The organism is Streptomyces sp. DSM 40750, assembly GCF_024612035.1.
Classification (GTDB): domain Bacteria; phylum Actinomycetota; class Actinomycetes; order Streptomycetales; family Streptomycetaceae; genus Streptomyces.
The window spans coordinates 3,048,263-3,065,410 of sequence record NZ_CP102513.1 but is presented as its reverse complement, the minus strand read 5'-3'; the positions used below and the strand labels follow the sequence as shown (position 1 = coordinate 3,065,410).

The 17,148-nt window shown below is 71.1% G+C and carries 11 protein-coding genes; 6 read left to right on the top strand and 5 right to left on the bottom strand.

All coding sequences use genetic code 11. The features are described 5' to 3' along the window. Window positions 1-44: 44 nt before the first annotated feature. A complete protein-coding gene (locus JIX55_RS13670; protein WP_257563575.1) occupies window positions 45-515 on the bottom strand; it encodes a PaaI family thioesterase in 471 nt (156 codons plus the stop codon). A gap of 68 nt (window positions 516-583) precedes the next feature. Next, window positions 584-2,881: an FdhF/YdeP family oxidoreductase gene (locus tag JIX55_RS13665; protein ID WP_257563574.1), complete on the bottom strand. Its 2,298-nt coding sequence runs from the start codon at window positions 2,879-2,881 to the stop codon at window positions 584-586. A 601-nt stretch (window positions 2,882-3,482) separates the two neighbouring features. Between JIX55_RS13665 and polA the strand changes: the two genes are divergently transcribed. Next, the gene (gene polA / locus JIX55_RS13660) at window positions 3,483-6,209 is read left to right on the top strand and encodes a DNA polymerase I (RefSeq protein ID WP_257563573.1); all 2,727 of its coding nucleotides are present in this window, start codon (window positions 3,483-3,485) and stop codon (window positions 6,207-6,209) included. Between the two features lie 603 nt (window positions 6,210-6,812). Here polA and JIX55_RS13655 read toward each other — a convergent pair. After that, entirely contained in the window at window positions 6,813-7,664 is an 852-nt protein-coding gene (locus tag JIX55_RS13655; RefSeq protein ID WP_257563572.1) for a DUF4184 family protein, read from the bottom strand. A 379-nt stretch (window positions 7,665-8,043) separates the two neighbouring features. Here JIX55_RS13655 and JIX55_RS13650 point away from each other — a divergent pair, with 379 nt between their 5' ends. The 3 genes from JIX55_RS13650 to JIX55_RS13640 all read left to right on the top strand — a co-directional run bounded on the left by JIX55_RS13650 (window position 8,044) and on the right by JIX55_RS13640 (window position 11,101). Continuing rightward, window positions 8,044-9,765, top strand: a complete 1,722-nt coding sequence (locus JIX55_RS13650) for a lytic transglycosylase domain-containing protein (RefSeq protein WP_257563571.1) — start codon at window positions 8,044-8,046, stop codon at window positions 9,763-9,765. A gap of 163 nt (window positions 9,766-9,928) precedes the next feature. Further along, a complete protein-coding gene (locus JIX55_RS13645) occupies window positions 9,929-10,063 on the top strand; it encodes an SPW_0924 family protein (RefSeq protein ID WP_107065316.1) in 135 nt (44 codons plus the stop codon). Window positions 10,064-10,108: 45 nt separating this feature from the next. Then, window positions 10,109-11,101, top strand: a complete 993-nt coding sequence (locus JIX55_RS13640; protein WP_257563570.1) for a DUF3068 domain-containing protein — start codon at window positions 10,109-10,111, stop codon at window positions 11,099-11,101. On the opposite strand, the gene JIX55_RS13635 is transcribed toward JIX55_RS13640, so the two are convergent. Both JIX55_RS13635 and JIX55_RS13630 read right to left on the bottom strand, forming a co-directional pair. Then, a complete protein-coding gene (locus JIX55_RS13635) occupies window positions 11,091-13,736 on the bottom strand; it encodes an ATP-dependent RNA helicase (protein ID WP_257563569.1) in 2,646 nt (881 codons plus the stop codon). The two genes, JIX55_RS13640 and JIX55_RS13635, sit on opposite strands and share 11 nt — an antisense overlap. Before the next feature lie 107 nt (window positions 13,737-13,843). Continuing rightward, window positions 13,844-14,770, bottom strand: a complete 927-nt coding sequence (locus JIX55_RS13630) for a class I SAM-dependent methyltransferase (protein ID WP_257563568.1) — start codon at window positions 14,768-14,770, stop codon at window positions 13,844-13,846. A 320-nt stretch (window positions 14,771-15,090) separates the two neighbouring features. Between JIX55_RS13630 and rpsA the strand changes: the two genes are divergently transcribed. Both rpsA and JIX55_RS13620 read left to right on the top strand, forming a co-directional pair. After that, window positions 15,091-16,590, top strand: a complete 1,500-nt coding sequence (gene rpsA, locus JIX55_RS13625) for a 30S ribosomal protein S1 (RefSeq protein ID WP_097262676.1) — start codon at window positions 15,091-15,093, stop codon at window positions 16,588-16,590. Window positions 16,591-16,958: 368 nt separating this feature from the next. Then, a complete protein-coding gene (locus JIX55_RS13620) occupies window positions 16,959-17,087 on the top strand; it encodes a hypothetical protein (protein ID WP_257563567.1) in 129 nt (42 codons plus the stop codon). Window positions 17,088-17,148: the final 61 nt, after the last annotated feature.

The window sequence follows — 17,148 nt, the reverse complement described above, 5'->3', positions numbered from 1 at the left end:
GCCGCCCCCCTGTCCATACGCATCAACCCGCCGTCCGCGCCCGCTCACCCCTGGGCCGGCGCCGGGGCGTCCCGCAGCAGACACGTCAGCCGGGCCGTGCACACCCGCTTGCCGGCCTCGTCGCTGATGACGATCTCGTACGTCGCCGTCGAGCGCCCCTTGTGCACGGGCGTGGCGACACCGGTCACCAGGCCGGACCGGGCGCCACGGTGGTGCGTGCAGTTCAGGTCCACGCCCACGGCGATCTTGGAGCTGCCCGCGTGCAGCATGGAGCCGACCGACCCCAGCGTCTCCGCCAGCACGGCGGACGCGCCGCCGTGCAGCAGCCCGTACGGCTGGGTGTTGCCCTCCACCGGCATGGTGCCGACGACCCGGTCCGCCGAGGCCTCCACGATCTGCACGCCCATACGGGTGCCGAGGTGTCCCGCGGAGAACATCGCGACCAGGTCGATGCCGAGGGCCGCGTACTCGTCGATGACCTCTTGCGGGAACTTCACGTGGTGCTGCTCGCCCATGGGGCTCCGTCCGTCGTCGGTCCGATGCGCCGCCGGCGGTCGTACGCCGGCCTCGGCTGAGCAAACGCTCAGTCGGTGGACGATTGTTCCAGACGGACCACCACGGACTTGCTGGCCGGGGTGTTGCTGGTGTCCGCGGTGGCGTCCAGCGGCACCAGGACGTTGGTCTCGGGGTAGTACGCGGCGGCGCAGCCACGGGCCGTCGGGTAGTGCACCACCCGGAAACCGGGCGCGCGGCGCTCGACTCCGTCCTTCCACTCACCCACCAGGTCCACGTACGAGCCGTCGGCGACCTTCAGCTCCCGGGCGTCCTCGGGGTTGACCAGCACGACCCGGCGGCCGTTCTTGATACCCCGGTAGCGGTCGTCCAGGCCGTAGATCGTGGTGTTGTACTGGTCGTGCGAGCGCAGCGTCTGCAGCAGCAGGCGGCCTTCGGGCAGCTCCGGGTACTCGACCGGGGCGGCCGTGAAGTTGGCCTTGCCGGTGGCCGTGGGGAAGCGGCGCTCGTCGCGCGGGGCGTGCGGGAGGGCGAAGCCGCTCGGGTCGGCCACGCGCGCGTTGAAGTCCTCGAAGCCGGGCACCACGCGCGCGATGCGGTCGCGGATCGTCGCGTAGTCCTTCTCGAACTCCTCCCACGGCGTACGGCTGTCCTCGCCGAGCACCCGCCGGGCGAGCCGGCACACGATCGCCGGCTCGGACAGCAACTGCCCGCTCGCGGGCTCCAGCCGGCCGCGTGAGGCATGCACCATGCCCATCGAGTCCTCGACGGTCACGAACTGCTCGCCGCCGCCCTGGAGATCGCGCTCGGTGCGGCCCAGGGTCGGCAGGATCAGCGCCCGCGCGCCCGTGACCGCGTGCGAGCGGTTCAGCTTCGTCGACACGTGCACGGTCAGCCGGGCCCGGCGCATGGCCGCCTCCGTCACCTCCGTGTCCGGGGACGCCGACACGAAGTTGCCGCCCATCGCGAAGAACACCTTCGCCTTGTCGTCACGCATGGCCTTGATGGCCCGTACGACGTCGTAGCCGTGCTCCCGGGGCGGCGCGAAGCCGAACTCCTTCTCCAGGGCGTCCAGGAACGCCGGGGCGGGCCGCTCGAAGATGCCCATCGTGCGGTCGCCCTGCACGTTCGAGTGGCCGCGCACCGGGCAGACGCCCGCGCCGGGGCGGCCGATGTTGCCGCGCAGGAGAAGGAAGTTGACCACCTCGCGGATGGTCGGCACCGAGTGCTTGTGCTGGGTGAGGCCCATGGCCCAGCAGACGATGGTCCGCTTCGAGGCGAGGACCATGCGCAGCGCCTCGTCTATCTGCGCGCGCGTGAGGCCGGTCGCGGTGAGCGTCTCGTCCCAGTCGGCGGCGCGGGCGGCCGCGGCGAACTCCTCGAAGCCGTGCGTGTGCTCGCCGATGAACCCCTCGTCGACCGCGCCCGAGCCGGAGGCGCTGTCGTGCTCAGCGAGGATCAGCTTGTTGAGAAGGCGGAAGAGAGCCTGGTCGCCGCCGATGCGGATCTGGAGGAACAGATCGGTGAGGGCGGCGCCCTTGAACATGCCCTGCGGGGTCTGCGGGTTCTTGAACCGCTCCAGGCCGGCCTCGGGCAGCGGGTTGACCGTGATGATCTTCGCGCCGCCCGCCTTCGCCTTCTCCAGCGCGGAGAGCATGCGCGGGTGGTTGGTCCCCGGGTTCTGACCGGCGACGATGATCAGATCGGCCTTGTAGAGATCCTCCAGCAGGACGCTGCCCTTGCCGATGCCGATCGTCTCGGAGAGCGCCGAGCCCGACGACTCGTGGCACATGTTGGAGCAGTCCGGCAGGTTGTTCGTACCGAACTCGCGGGCGAACAGCTGGTAGAGGAACGCGGCCTCGTTGCTCGTCCGGCCGGAGGTGTAGAAGAGCGCCTCGTCGGGGGAACCGAGGGCCGTCAGCTCCTCGGCGACGATGTCGAAGGCACGCTCCCAGGACACCGGCTCGTACCGGTCGCCCCCCTCGGGGAGATACATGGGATGCGTGAGCCGGCCCTGCTGCCCCAGCCAGTAACCACTGCGGGTGGCGAGATCGGCGACGGTGTGGGCGGCGAAGAACTCCGGGGTGACCCGGCGCAGCGTGGCCTCCTCGGCGACCGCCTTCGCCCCGTTCTCGCAGAACTCCGCCGCGTGCCGGTGGTCCGGCTCCGGCCAGGCGCAGCCCGGGCAGTCGAAGCCGTCCTTCTGATTGACCCGCAGCAGCGTCAGCGCGGTCCGCTTCACACCCATCTGCTGCTGCGCGATCCGCAGGGTGTGCCCGATCGCCGGCAGCCCCGCCGCGGCATGCTTCGGCTCCGCGACCTGCGGCGCGTCCTGAACCGGATCACTCTTGGGCGCCTTGCCGGCCATCCTGCTCCCCATTCGCGTACGTGTGCTCTCGGGCGTGAGGTACGTCTCCGATCCTCGCACGTGTCACCGACAGCGAACGAGGTCGGTCGGCGGCCGAGGCCGGCCCGCCGGGCCGGCAGCGCGACCTCGCCACCGGTCACCCATTCTCCGCCGCGACGGCGATCGACCACGACGGCGGTGCCCGCCCGTGCCGAACCGGCCCGGCCTTCGCCCTTGGTCTCAGGTGGTGCCCGGCGGTGCCGAGCCGGCCTTGGTCAGTGGCATCAGGTGGTGCCCGGCGGTGTCGAGCCGGCCTTGGTCAGTGGCATCAGGTGGTGCCCGGCGGTGTCGAGCCGGCCTTGGTCAGTGGCATCAGGTGGTGCCCGGCGGTGTCGAGCCGGCCTTGGTCAGTGGCATCAGGCGGTGCCCGCCCGTGTCGAACCGGCCTTGGTCAGTGGTCTCAGGTGGTGCCCGCCCGTGTCGAACCGGCCTTGGTCAGTGGCATCAGGCGGTGCCCGCCCGTGCCGAGCCGGCCGCCGCACCCGGCGTCAGGCGGTGCCCGCCCGGCCCTCGACCCGTCCCTGGGGTCCGACTGTCAGTGGCACGTGGCAGGATCGGGTTCGTGGCAGAGACAGGATCGAAGAAGACCGACAGCACCCCCGGCGGCAGCCGTCCCCGGCTCATGCTCATGGACGGGCACTCGCTGGCCTACCGCGCGTTCTTCGCGCTGCCCGCGGAGAACTTCACGACGGCGACGGGCCAGCCGACCAACGCCATCTACGGCTTCGCGTCGATGCTGGCGAACACGCTGCGCGACGAGGCGCCCACCCACTTCGCGGTCGCGTTCGACGTCTCCCGCAAGACCTGGCGCTCCGAGGAGTTCACCGAGTACAAGGCGAACCGCTCGAAGACCCCGGACGAGTTCAAGGGTCAGGTCGAACTGATCGGCGAGCTGCTCGACGCGATGCACGCCGTGCGCTTCGCGGTCGACGGCTTCGAGGCCGACGACGTCATCGCCACACTCGCCACCCAGGCCGAGGCCGAGGGCTTCGAGGTCCTCATCGTCACCGGCGACCGCGACTCCTTCCAACTCGTCAGCGAGCACACCACCGTGCTCTACCCGACGAAGGGTGTCTCGGAGCTGACCCGGTTCACCCCGGAGAAGGTGTTCGAGAAGTACGGCCTCACCCCGGCCCAGTACCCGGACTTCGCGGCCCTGCGCGGCGACCCGTCCGACAACCTGCCCGGCATCCCCGGCGTCGGCGAGAAGACCGCCGCGAAGTGGATCAACCAGTTCGGTTCGTTCGCGGATCTCGTCGAGCGGGTCGAGGAGGTCAAGGGCAAGGCCGGGCAGAACCTCCGCGACCACCTGGAGGCCGTCAAGCTCAACCGCCGCCTCACAGAGATGGTCCGCACGGTCGAACTGCCCAAGGGCGTCACCGACTTGGAGCGCGCCGCGTACGACCGCACGGCCGTCGCGATGGTCCTGGACACCCTGGAGATCCGCAACCCGTCGCTGCGTGAGCGCCTGCTGGCCGTCGACCCGGGCGCCGAGGAGGCCGACGCCGGGCAGCCGGCCGCCCCGGGCGTCGAGGTGGACGGCACGGTGCTCGGCTCCGGCGAGCTGGCCCCCTGGCTCACCGAGCACGGCACGGAGGTCCTCGGCGTCACCACCGTCGACACGTGGGCGCTCGGCACGGGCTCGGTCGCCGAGATCGCGCTCGCCGCGGCCGGGGGAGCGGCCGCCTGGTTCGACCCGACGCAGCTGGACGAGGCGGACGAGACCGCCTGGGCGGCCTGGCTCGCCGACGCGGCCAGGCCGAAGGTGTTCCACAACGCCAAGGCCGCCATGCGGGTCTTCGCCGAGCACGGCTGGACCGTCGAGGGCGTCGGCATGGACACCGCGCTCGCCGCCTACCTGGTGAAGCCGGGCCGACGCTCCTTCGACCTGGACGCGCTGTCCCTGGAGTACCTGGGCCGCGAGCTGGCCCCCGCCGCCACGGCCGACGGCCAGCTGGCCTTCGGTGCGGACGAGGGCGCCGAGGCCGACGCGCTGATGGTGCAGGCCCGCGCGATCCTCGACCTCGGCGAGGCCTTCGGGGAGCGTCTGAAGGAAGTGGGTGCCGCCGAGCTCCTCCGTGACGTGGAGCTGCCCACCTCCGCGCTCCTGGCCCGTATGGAGCGCCACGGCATCGCGGCGGACCGGGCCCATCTGGAGGCCATGGAGCAGATGTTTGCGGGCGCCGTGCAGCAGGCGGTGAAGGAGGCGCACGCGGCGGCCGGGCACGAGTTCAACCTGGGCTCGCCCAAGCAGCTCCAGGAAGTCCTCTTCGGCGAGCTGGGTCTGCCCAAGACCAAGCGCACCAAGACGGGTTACACCACGGATGCGGACGCCCTCGCCTGGCTCGCCACGCAGACGGACAACGAACTGCCGGTCATCATGCTCCGCCACCGCGAGCAGGCGAAGCTCCGCGTCACCGTCGAGGGCCTGATCAAGACGGTCGCCGCGGACGGCCGCATCCACACCACCTTCAACCAGACGGTCGCCGCCACGGGCCGCCTCTCCTCCGTCGACCCGAACCTCCAGAACATCCCGGTCCGTACCGACGAGGGCCGTGCCATCCGTCGCGGCTTCGTCGTCGGCGAGGGCTTCGAGTCCCTGATGACGGCGGACTACAGCCAGATCGAACTCCGTGTGATGGCCCACCTCTCCGAGGACGCGGGCCTGATCGAGGCGTTCACCTCCGGCGAGGACCTGCACACCACGGCCGCCGCCCAGGTGTTCGGGGTCGAGCCCGCAGCGGTGGACGCGGAGATGCGCCGCAAGATCAAGGCGATGTCGTACGGCCTCGCCTACGGCCTGTCCGCGTTCGGCCTCTCCCAGCAGCTGAACATCGACGCCGGCGAGGCCCGCGCCCTGATGGACGCGTACTTCGAGCGCTTCGGCGGTGTACGGGACTATCTGCGCCGGGCGGTCGACGAGGCGCGCGCGACGGGCTACACGGCCACGCTCTTCGGCCGCCGCCGCTACCTCCCCGACCTCAACAGCGACAACCGTCAGCGCCGCGAGGCGGCCGAGCGGATGGCTCTCAACGCCCCCATCCAGGGCACCGCCGCGGACATCGTCAAGATCGCCATGCTGAACGTGGGACGCGCCCTCGAAGAGGCCGGCCTAGCCTCCCGCATGCTCCTCCAGGTCCACGACGAAATCGTCCTCGAAATCGCCCCCGGCGAACGCGACCGCACCGAACAACTCCTCCGCCACGAAATGGCCGACGCCGTACACCTGAGGGCCCCTTTGGACGTCTCAGTCGGCTACGGCCCGGACTGGGAGTCGGCGGCCCACTAGACCCGGACCGGACGACCGGCGGAGGAGCCCGGCGCCGTGGCGCCGGGCCCCTCCGGCTGGCCAGGCCCTCAGCCGCGCGGGCGCCCTCGGCCGGGTTGTGCTCCTTCGGGCGGGCCTACCGGGAAGCGCCGCTCCCGACCGCCCGCAGCGGACGGACGCCGTCACCTCACTCGGCGGGTTGGACGTCTCCGCCGCTCAGAAAGATCCGAGCGACGGCGAGCGACCAGTACGGCGGTCTCCGGCGGTGCCGAGCCCACGGTCATCCCGTTCTGCCCGCCGCAGCCCCGCCCGCCCCCGTCACCCACATGGCCCTCACCAGGGCGCGCCGGGCGATGCGCAGCCGTAAGGATGCCCGCATGGGCATACGCACGCTCCGCCGCCGTACCGCGACAGCTGCCACCCGCCTGTCAGGGGTGCGAACCCGGCTCACCCGGGCGCAGCCCCGCCTCCCCTGGGGGCGCACCCGCGTCCGACGACCGCACAGCCACTACCCCTGGGCGCTGACCCACCCCGTTTCGGCCCTCCTGGGACGCGTACCGCCGTACGCGCCCCGCGCCGCCAAGCCCCGCATCCTCAGCGGAGCGCCCACGCGGCGCCCCGTACTCAGCGGGGGACCGAGCTGTCCGCCGCCGCGTCGACGGTGGGCTCCGGAACCGAAGGAGCCGGGCGCCAGACCCTGACACCCATGCCGTAGAGCACCACGCCGAGCACAAGCCCGGCGCCCGCCCCGAAGCACACGGTCGGGATCACCTCGTAGGGCTTGGCGACCGACCCCCAGTGCGTCCACCAGTTGATCACCCGCTGCACCGCGGCGACCAGCGCGCAGCCCCCGATGACGGCGCCCGCCACCCACCGGTCGGCCGAGGAGAGCACCGGCACGCCCATGGGTGGGGCCGCCGGCTGCCGGCGCAGGGCCAGCGTGACGAAGACGGCGATCACGACCGCCGCGACCGCGGAGCCGCCGTACTGGAGGTACCAGTAGAGCGGCGAGCCCGCGATCTCCTCGCCGAGGACGGGGAACAGCCGCATCCCCCACCGGTCGAGATGTGTGAACGCGTCCCAGACGACATGGGTCAGCGAGCCGAGGGCGGCCGAGACGTACCACCACAAAACGAGCGAGGGACTGAACCGCCGCGTTCCCGCCCCGCAGCGCACCAGCGCGGCCACCCGCCCCTGCCGCCCCCGCGGCAGCAACGCGACCAGCGGTTCACGGAGCGCCAGCCACAGCCCCACCAGCGCCCAGGTGACGAGGACGTCGACGGTGAAGACCCCGGCGAAGGAGTGCGTGACATCACCGAACTCCATGGCCTCGGGCAGCACACTCGCCATGTAGTAGGTCGTGTCGGGTGCGAACGAACCGGCGACGAGCACCGACGGCACCAGCGGCCCGCGCGCGGTCCCGTTCCCCCGCAGGGCGGGCAGTACGGCGGCCGCATGGCTGAGTGTGAAGGGCAAGTCGTCCCCCTGTGACGGACTTTGGCCGGGCGGGTCGGCCCGGCGAGGACCGGTCGCCAGTATGCGCGACTTGTGCCCGCCCATCCGAAGGGTGCTCACGCGACAGCAAACCGATATGTCCAATCGGTGAATATCGGGCACGAACGGGTGTCCGGGCGACGGAAGTTGTCGTAGGGTCGCCTGGGTCGCCGCGCCGGTGCGTGTGGCGGCCACCGGGAATCCGGAAGCGGAATGCCGGAACAGGGCAACCAAAACCGGAACTCCGGAGTCGGTGTACCCGAGCAGGGAAGCCGGTCCGGCAGTACCGCAAGAAACGCCCGAGGCAGCAGTAAACGGGAAGAACGCCAAGGCAATCGACCACCGGGGAGGGGTTCACTCAATGGCGGCGCAGTTCGGTTTGAGGCTCCGCAAGGGAGCGGCGACCACCGCTCTGGCCGCGGCCACGGTAGCGGCACTGGCCGCGTCCCAGGCCCCGGGAGTGACCACCGACACCGCGGGCAGACAGACGGCGGGTGCGCCCTCGCCGGACGCGAGTCCCCAGGCCGATGACACGGCGTCGGGCAACTCGCAGTACTACACGGACCTTCCGCCCCTCGACAGCCCCACCCCGACGCCGGGCACGGGCGACACCTCGGGCACGACCGCCGGGGTGCCCGCGACCGTCCTCGACGCCTACAAGAAGGCCGAGGCGTCCCTGCGCGACGCCAAGCCCGGCTGCAATCTGCCCTGGCAACTCCTCGCCGCCATCGGCAAGGTCGAGTCCGGCCAGGCCCGCGGCGGCCGAGTCGACGCGGGCGGCACGACGATCGGCAAGATCCTCGGCCCCCAGCTCAACGGCAACGGCTTCGCGAACATCAGCGACACCGACAACGGCGCGTACGACGGCGACAGCACGCACGACCGGGCGGTCGGCCCCATGCAGTTCATCCCCTCCACCTGGGAGTGGGCGGGCCGCGACGGCAACGACGACGGCGCCAAGGACCCCAACAACATCTACGACGCCGCACTCGCCGCCGGCCACTACCTGTGCCGCTTCGACTGGGACCTGTCCAACGACGCGAACCTGCGCAGCGCGATCCTCAGCTACAACAACTCGTCGGCGTACTACAACACCGTCATGTCGTGGCTGGAGTACTACCGCAAGGGCGCCCACGAGATCCCGGACGGCACCGGCTCCCTGCCCGAGACGCCCAGCGGCAACGGTAACGGCGACAGCGGCAGCAACGGCAGGGGCGGCACCGGCGGCTCCACGACGCCCCCCAGCCCGAAGCCGCCCAAACCGCCGAAGCCGGAGAAGCCGGAAACCGGCGAGCCGGGCGGCGGCGGTACGACCACGCCGACCCCGCCCGCCACCACGCCGCCCGAGACGCCCACCGACACGGTGCACCACGTGGAGAACGCGGGCACGTCGAGCTTCACGGCCATGGCCGGCGACACCTTCACCGACAGGCTCGTCGCCCGCACCGAGACCAAGGCGGGCCAGGCCGTGGCGAAGGTCCGGGTCCGCTTCACCATCGTCGGTGACACGGACACCACGTTCACCGGCGGCGAGAGCTTCGCGACGATCGTCACCGACAGCACCGGCAAGGCCACCGCGCCCGCGCTCGTGGCCGGCGAGAAGACCGGCGGCGTCACGATCCGCGCCACCGTCGTGGGCCGTTCCGTGACCGCCCTCGACTACAAGGCGACCGTCACCGCCCGCCAGGCCGACGCCCTCGCCCGCACGAGCACCACCGCGCTGACCTGCGTCCCGAACGGCGAGTTCGCCGAGCAGGTCGAGGTGAAGGCCACCTACCGGGGCGAGGTCGCGGACAAGGTGGCGGTCAGGGCGACCCTCGTCAAGTCGCTCGTCGACATCACCGAGAACGACAAGGGCCCCTACTTCAAGGACGCCGCGGGCAACCCCGTACGCACCCTGACGGCCCTGGAGACCGACGAGAACGGCCTGCTCAAGCTGCCGAAGCTCTACGCGGACGGCACAGCCGGCACGTTCCTGCTCCGCATCGAGACCGAGGGCGGCGCGACGCTCACGGTCGACCTGAAGGTGGAGGCGGCGGCCGAGACGACCGAGCCGACGACGCCGAGCCCCAGCGAGTCCTAGCCGACACCTCGTTCGTACGGCCATGGCGGCGCTCCTCTCCTGAGAGGGGCGCCGCCGTTGTGTGCGCGACGTGTTCTCATCTCACCCGGCCGTTGCTACGGTGCCGGATCTGACGAGGTATCAGTTCCCGTCTCGTCCGGAGACCCGTAGTCGGGAGGTCCGTATGCGCGCCCTGATCGCCGCGGCGACCGGTCTCGCCCTCGCCTTCGCCCTGGTGTTCACGATCACGGCGCTGGGCTCACCGACGGGGGAGACGTCACCGAAGCCGTTGCTGACGACGGTGCCCGCACATCCATAGCCGAGGGTGGCCGCACATCCACAACCGCCCGGGAAGGAGGCCGCGATGCGCCGAAGGGCCGGCCTGATCCTGCTCGCGCTCGCCGTGTTCTGCACGGCGCTGTCCCCACTGCTGCGCTGGTACGCCTTCCCGAACCTGGCAAAGATCCCGGCGAACCAGTACCAGGACATGGTCCTGGAGGCGAAGGACGCGACGCTCCTCGACTACGGGACGATGACCGAGCGGACGGTCCCGAAGGTCACCATCGTGCAGACGCTCAAGGGCAACGTGGAGGTCTCCGAGGAGATCGAGAAGGGCACCGACCGGGACGTCGTCGTCTGGGACGGCCTGTCGTACGTCCAGGGCCCGGACGGCGAGATGGTCTCCAGGATCCCCGAGCGGTACATCTTCGACGCCCACACCCAGGAACCCGTCCACGCCAAGGGCGAGATGGTCGACGGCGACCCCGTGCGGCGGGAGGGTCTGGAATTCAAGTGGCCCTTCCTCACGGAGAAGAGGGACTACGAGTACTTCGACGCCCAGGCCCGGATCACGGCCCCCATCCACTACAAGGGCACCCAGGACTTCCGGGGCGTGGAGGTCTACTACTTCGAACAGACCATCCCCTGGACCAAGGTCCCCTTCCCCCGGACCATGCCCGTCGAGGGCATCACCCGCGAGACGGTCGCCGAGACGGGCACGACCCGCTGGTACACGACGGTCCGCAAGTTCTGGGTGGAACCCGTCACCGGCGCGCCCGTCTACGGCGAGGAGATCCACAAGGAGGAACTCCGCGGCGGCACACTCCTGGGCGACCGGGAGAAGGTGACCGCATTCGCCGGCCATGTGAAGATGCGCGAGGACTACATCGAACACACCGTCGACCTCGTCACGTCCCAGCGCGTCCTCGTCCTCCTGATGACCTCCTACCTGCCCTGGGGCTTCCTGGGCCTGGGCCTCCTGCTCCTGGCCCTCTCCCTCTACGTCGAGGCCCGCGGCCGCAGGCCCGGCGAACCGGAGTCCAGCAAGCCCCCGGCGCCCGAGCCGGTCACCGCCTGAGCCGCGCGTTCGTGTACCGGGTCGGCTCGGCCGTCGCCGGGTCCTCCGGCCACGGATGCTTGGGATACCGCCCGCGCAACTCAGCCCGTACGGCCTTGTACCCGTCCCGCCAGAACGAGGCGAGATCGGCGGTCACGGCGGCGGGCCGCCCGGCGGGGGACAGCAGATGCACCAGCACCGGCACACCGGCCAGCACAGGCGACTCCTGCACCCCGAACATCTCCTGCAACTTCACCGCAAGCACCGGCTGCTCGGGCCGCGTGTAGTCCACCCGGATCCGGGACCCGCTCGGCACCTCGATCCGCTCCGGCGCCAGCTCGTCCAGCCGTACGGCGTCCCCCGTGGCCCACGGCAGCAACCGCTTGAGCGCCTCCCCGGCATCGATCCGCGCCAGATCCGCCCGCCGTCGGGCCCGGCTCAACTCCGGCTCCAACCACTCCGCCACGCACGCGTGCAGCGCGTCGTCCGAAACCTCGGGCCAGGGCTCCCCGACCCGCTCCCGCACGAACGCGATCCGCTCCCGCAACCGCTCCGCATCCTGCGACCACCGCAACAGCCCGAGCCCCTCGACCCGCAGCCCTTCGACAAGCGCCTCCCGTACGAGCCCGGGCGCCGCTTCCCTCAACGGCCGCACCGCCAACTCCACGGCCCCCAGCCGCTCCACCCGCCGGGCAACGACATCCCCCTCCCGCCAGACGACCTCCTCCCCCTGGCTGCACAGAGCCCCGGCCGCCTCCCGGGCAACCCCCTCGTCGATCGCGACCCCCAGCCGCACCCGCGCATGCCCGGCCCCCACACCCCGATCAGCCACAGCCACGGCCACCCACTCGGCACCACCCAGCCCGGACCCTTCCCCCACCTCGGCCCGAGTCCCGGAAGCCATGAGATACGACCCGCCACCCCGCTTGGCCACCCGCTCAGGAAACGCGAGCGCCACCACAACCCCGGCACCCCTGTCGCCCCCGGCATCTGCGGTGGCGCTTCCACCCTTCTGCCCGTCGGTCTCCCCGCCGTTCCCCGCAGCATCGGCGCTCGCTTCGCCCGGGAGAGAGTCATGGGCGGGTTCCGGTCGGGAAAGGGCCCGCGCCGCAGGCGCGGGCGGCGATGCGGCTCGCAGACGCCGGACCTCGGTGCGCCACCGCCTCGCGTAGGCGTCGCCTCCGCGCCGGGCGGCTCGCAGCGCGGCGGCGAGGTCGTCGCCGTACTCGCGTGGGGGTTCCTCGCTCAGTAGCGCGACGACCTCCGCCGCGCGCTCGTGTCCCACGAGGGGCGTCGCGTCGAGAAGAGCGCGCGCCAGCCGGGGGTGGAGGCCGAGGCGGGACATGCGTACACCGCGCTCCGTGGCGTGCCCCGTGGGGGCGACCGCGCCGATCGCGGAAAGGATGCTCCGAGCCGCCGCCATCGCTCCGCTCGGCGGTGGGTCCAGGAGGGCGAGTCCGGAGGCGTCCGGGTCGCCCCAGCAGGCCGCCTGGAGGGCGAACGCGGTCAGGTCGGCCACCCTGATCTCCGGCGACGGAAAGCGCGGCAGACGTGCGTCCTCGGCCTCCGCCCAGCACCGGTAGACCGCGCCGGGGGCCTCGCGCCCGGCCCGCCCGGCCCGCTGCCGCCCGGCCGCCTGCGAGGCCCGTACCGTCGTCAGGGCGCTGAGCCCGCGTGCGTGGTCGACACGCGGCTCCCGCGCGAGCCCGGAGTCGACGACCACCCGCACCCCGGGCACGGTCAGCGACGACTCGGCCACCGAGGTCGCAAGGACCACCCGGCGACGCTCCCCGCCCGCCAGCACCGCGTCCTGCACGGCGGCCGGCGCCCGCCCGTGCACCTGGAGCACCTCCATGTCACCGAGACCGCCCAGTTGCCCGGCCACGCGCGCGATCTCGCCCACGCCCGGCAGGAAGCAGAGGACGTCCCCCTGCCGCTCGGCCAGCGCTCGCCGCACCACCGACGCCACGTGCGTCAGCAGCGCCGGGTCCACCCGCATCCCGTGCGGCGGCCTGGGGGCACCTCCCGCGCGAGCGAAGCCGAGAGTGGGGGAGCGACGGACCGGCGGCGCCCACACCACCTCCACGGGGTAGGACACTCCCTCCGCCTCTACCACGGGTGCCCCGCCCAGCAGCCGTGCCCAGCCCTCCGCGTCCGTCGTCGCGGACGCGGCCACCAGCCGCAGCTCGGGCCGCAGCGCCTCGCGCACATCGAGCAGGAACGCCGCCACGGTGTCCGCGTCCAGATGCCGCTCATGACACTCGTCGAGCACGACGACGTCGACGCCGTGCAGCTCCTGGTCCCGTTGCAACCGTTGCAGCAGTACACCGGTCGTGACGACCTCCACGCGCGCGCGTGGCCCCACGACCCGCTCGCCGCGCACCGTGTAGCCGACGCTCTGGCCGACCTTCTCGCCCAGCAGCCACGCCATCCGCCGCGCCGCCGCCCGCGCCGCGATCCGCCGCGGCTCGGCGACGACCACCCGCCGTACCGGCCCGCCGTCCAGCAGCCCCGCCAGGGCCAGCGGCACCAACGTCGTCTTCCCGGTTCCGGGCGGCGCGACCAGGACGGCGGTGCCGTGTCCCTCCAGGGCGGCGTCCAGACCGGGCAGGGCGGCGCGTACGGGCAGCGCTTCCAGGGCGTCGTAACGGATCACGCCCCTAGTGTCGTACGCCCCCGAAATCGCCCCCTACGCGCGCGTGCCTCTTTCTTGTCGCTTCTCTTGTCGCTTTTCTTGTCGCTCGGCGCAGTCCCGTTCCCGCCTCAGTCCCGCGCGCACACGAAGATCGCCGTCCCCGGGATCAGGTTCCCGCGCAGTGGCGACCAGCCGCCCCACTCGGAGGTGTTCCAGGCGGGCCACTCCGGCTCGACCAGGTCGACCAGCCTCAGGTCCGCGGCCACGACGTCCCGGACGCGGTCGCCGATCGTCCGGTGGTGCTCCACGTACACGGCCCGTTCCACGCCGTTCTCGACGCGCTGTTCGACGTACGGCGTGCGGTCGAAGTAGGAGCCGGAGACGGACAGGCCCTCCGGGCCCGGCTCGTCGGGGAAGGCCCAGCGGATCGGATGGGTCACCGAGAAGACGAAACGGCCGCCGGGGCGCAGGACGCGGCGGACCTCCCGCAGCACCCGCACGGGGTCGGCGACGAAGGGCAGCGCCCCGTACGCCGAACACGCCAGGTCGAAGGAGGCGTCCGCGAAGGGCAGGTCGCCGGCGTCGGCGCACACGAGAGGGAACGATCCGCCGATTCGCAGCGCGTGCTGGAGCTGGCGGTGGGAGATATCCAGGGCGACCGGACGGGCACCCTGGGCGGCCAGCCAGCGCGCGCACTGCGCGGCGCCGGCACCGATCTCCAGGACGTCCTTGCCCTTCAGCTCCTCGGGCGGTCCCAGCAGCTCCGCCTCGACCTCGTCGAGCCCCTCCGGGCCCCATACGAAACGGTCGTCGCCGAGAAATGTGCCGTGCTCGATCTGGTACTCGTCGGCGTTGCGGTCCCACCAGCCCCGGTTGGCCCGGGAACTCTCCGTCACCCCGGCCTCGCGCCGGGTGGCCTCCGCTTCGGCGGCCTCGACGGAACCGGTGGCCCCGTGGGTCTCGGCGGCTTCGTGGACATTGGGCTCTTGGATGATCGGCTCCCTCGTCGTACTCTTCCGTAACCTGCGTGGCGAGACCCGCTTCGGCGGTGACACGAATGGGGTGTCTCAGGCCTGCGTGGCCTCCTGGGACAGGTTTTGTGCCGGGTATGGGGCGATCCGCCCCGGGTGTGCGCCTTCGCGCATTGACCCTGCCTGGCTGCCCCCGTATGCTACAAGTTGCGCTGCGGGCCTGCGCACCTCAGACGTAGCAGGCTGCGCTCGCATCTGTCGTATGTCCCCTCGGTTTTCGAGGCGCCACCGGCTTTTTTGCCTGGTGTGGTGCTTCCTTGGCTGTCCGGCTTCTTCAGAGCGATACGGGCTCCCGGCGTAGCAGTACCTACGACTTCAATGTCCGTACCGGAGCCCTTTCCCACATGACGAGCAGCACCGAGACCACCGCCACCACCCCGCAGGTTGCGGTCAACGACATCGGTAACGAGGAAGCCTTCCTCGCCGCGATCGACGAGACGATCAAGTACTTCAACGACGGCGACATCGTCGACGGCGTCATCGTGAAGGTCGACCGGGACGAGGTCCTGCTCGACATCGGTTACAAGACCGAAGGCGTTATCCCGAGCCGCGAACTCTCCATCAAGCACGACGTCGACCCGAACGAGGTCGTCGCCGTGGGCGATGAGATCGAGGCCCTCGTTCTCCAGAAGGAGGACAAGGAAGGCCGCCTCATCCTGTCCAAGAAGCGCGCTCAGTACGAGCGTGCCTGGGGCACGATCGAGAAGATCAAGGAAGAGGACGGGATCGTCACCGGTACCGTCATCGAGGTCGTCAAGGGTGGTCTCATCCTCGACATCGGCCTCCGTGGCTTCCTCCCGGCCTCCCTGGTCGAGATGCGCCGCGTTCGCGACCTCCAGCCCTACGTGGGCAAGGAGCTCGAGGCCAAGATCATCGAGCTGGACAAGAACCGCAACAACGTGGTCCTGTCCCGCCGCGCCTGGCTGGAGCAGACCCAGTCCGAGGTCCGCCAGACGTTCCTCACGACCCTCCAGAAGGGTCAGGTCCGTTCCGGCGTCGTCTCCTCGATCGTCAACTTCGGTGCCTTCGTGGACCTGGGTGGCGTCGACGGTCTGGTTCACGTCTCCGAGCTGTCCTGGAAGCACATCGACCACCCCTCCGAGGTTGTCGAGGTCGGCCAGGAGGTCACTGTCGAGGTCCTCGACGTCGACATGGACCGCGAGCGTGTCTCCCTGTCGCTGAAGGCGACCCAGGAAGACCCGTGGCAGCAGTTCGCCCGGACCCACCAGATCGGCCAGGTCGTGCCCGGCAAGGTCACGAAGCTGGTTCCGTTCGGTGCGTTCGTCCGCGTGGACGAGGGCATCGAGGGTCTGGTCCACATCTCCGAGCTGGCCGAGCGCCACGTGGAGATCCCGGAGCAGGTCGTCCAGGTCAACGACGAGATCTTCGTCAAGGTCATCGACATCGACCTCGAGCGTCGTCGCATCAGCCTCTCGCTGAAGCAGGCCAACGAGTCCTTCGGTGCCGACCCGGCCTCGGTCGAGTTCGACCCGACCCTGTACGGCATGGCCGCGTCGTACGACGACCAGGGCAACTACATCTACCCCGAGGGCTTCGACCCCGAGACCAACGACTGGCTCGAGGGCTACGAGAAGCAGCGCGAGGAGTGGGAGCGCCAGTACGCCGAGGCGCAGACCCGCTTCGAGCAGCACCAGCAGCAGGTCATCAAGTCCCGCGAGGCCGACGCCGCTGCCGCGGCCGAGGGCGGCGACGCCGCGGGTGCGGCTCCGGCCGCGGGCGGCGGTGGCTCGTACTCCTCCGAGGGTGCGGACACCTCTGGTGCCCTGGCCTCGGACGAGGCTCTCGCCGCGCTTCGCGAGAAGCTGGCGGGTGGCCAGAGCTGAACGCTCACGGCTGAGGTTTAGCCGATAACACTTCGGGCCCGCATCCATCTTGGATGCGGGCCCGAAGTGTGTCCGGGTGCCGCTGGCCTTGGCTGGAGGGGCGCCCGACGCTGCCGGCTGTGCCCGCTCTCCCCACTCTCGGCCTCGCGCTCGACCGGGAGGTGCCCCCATCGCCCTGCGGAACGATCGCCGACAGTGGGGGCGGCGGAGGCGGCCGGGTGTCCAGCCCGTTGGACGCGCGCGCCGCGGGAAACGTGTGCGATATGCAAGTAGCTGGCGGGTTGTAACCGGCCGCTGACAGGCTTACTCGGTCATTCATGGTCGGAAAGGGGAGCCGAGCACATGGCACACAGACCGAGGTGGTCGTCGTGGGCGGCGATATGAAGGCGCTCACCGAAGCGATCGGGGCCCGGCGTGTGCGTACGGGGGCCGTCGTCTCGAAGACCAGCGGCCACCGCCCGCCGTTCGCGCTCCTCGGGGGTGAGTTCCGCGTATGAGCCGGCCGTGGGTTTCCGGGAATGCCGGGCCCTTGTCCCGCGTTGGGGAGTACGAACACGA